The 1154-nt window shown below is 69.9% G+C and carries 2 protein-coding genes; both read right to left on the bottom strand.

The window, feature by feature from the left end:
- Positions 1-102 precede the first annotated feature (102 nt).
- The gene (locus tag AC5RUJ_RS16780; RefSeq protein ID WP_494000242.1) at positions 103-846 is read right to left on the bottom strand and encodes a PIG-L deacetylase family protein; all 744 of its coding nucleotides are present in this window, start codon (positions 844-846) and stop codon (positions 103-105) included.
- A gap of 5 nt (positions 847-851) precedes the next feature.
- Positions 852-1154: electron transfer flavoprotein subunit alpha/FixB family protein (locus tag AC5RUJ_RS16785; protein ID WP_494156304.1), on the bottom strand; the 303-nt coding region annotated here is incomplete at its 5' end.

Genomic DNA, 1154 nt, shown 5'->3' on the forward strand with positions numbered 1-1154 from the left:
GGCACAGGCACCCGCGCGGCCTGCCACCGTGACGCCGTGGGGGCGCAGGTCTCCCACCGGGCCGGCGTGAGCGGGAGATCGGCCGGCGGCCTGCGGCCTGCGTCAGAATCCGGCGATGGTTTCCGGGGTATTGATTTCCACCACGTGGAAGGCCTCGGCGCTGCGTCCGGGCAGGCCGCCGCGCATGGCGTTCTCCGCCAGGTTCTGGCGCACGCGGGCGTCCATGGCGGCCAAGTCCGGGTGTTGGCTCGCGTGGATCCTGATGGCGGCCAGCTTCGTGTCGACGTGGTCGGTGATGTCCACGTAGTGGTTCTCGCGTTCCCGCGGCCCGCCGTAGAACCACAGGAACGGCACCTTGTAGGCGGCCAGCCCTGCCTCGAGCAGTTCGGGATAGGCGTACGGGTTTTCCACGGCCGGGTAGATCGCGCGGGTGACGATTTCTCCGCAGGCCAGATGGTCCGGGTGGCTCTTTTGAATGCGGTCCCAGGCACGCTCCGGGTGCATGGACAGCACGATGTCGGGCCGGATGCGGCGCATCAGCTCCACCACCTGGCGGATCACCTCGTGGGTGGGCTCCAGGTAGCCGTCGGGCTGATGCAGGAAATGCAGGTCGGTGACGCCGGCCAGCGCTGCGGCCTTGGCCTGCTCGGCCGCCCGCAGTTCGACGATGCCGGCGCGCTGGGCGTCGTCAAAGCCGCCCGCGTCGCCGTCGGTCATGATGCAGTAGCTGACTTCCACGCCCGCCGCGGTCCAGCGGGCAATGGTGCCGGCGGCCCCGAAGTCCAGGTCGTCGGGGTGCGCGGCAAAGACCAGGACGCGTGCTGGCTGGAATTCCTCAACCGTCACCGCCGCTAGCCCTTCCGCCGGCGGATCTCGGCGGCGGCCTGCGGCAAGACGGTGGCCAGGTCGCCCACGATGCCAAAGTCGGCGATCTCGAAGACCGGCGAGTCGGCGTCGTTGTTGACCGCAACAATCACCTTGGCGGTCTGCATGCCGGCCTTCTGCTGGATGGCCCCGGAGATGCCCGCGGAAATGTAGAGCTGAGGCGAGACGGTCTTGCCGGTCTGGCCGACCTGCGCCGAGTGCTCGATCCAGCCGGCATCGGTGGCGGCCCGGGAGGCACCCACCGCCCCGCCGAGCGCGTCGGCCAGGTC

This window comes from Arthrobacter sp. Y3223164 (assembly GCF_059091005.1).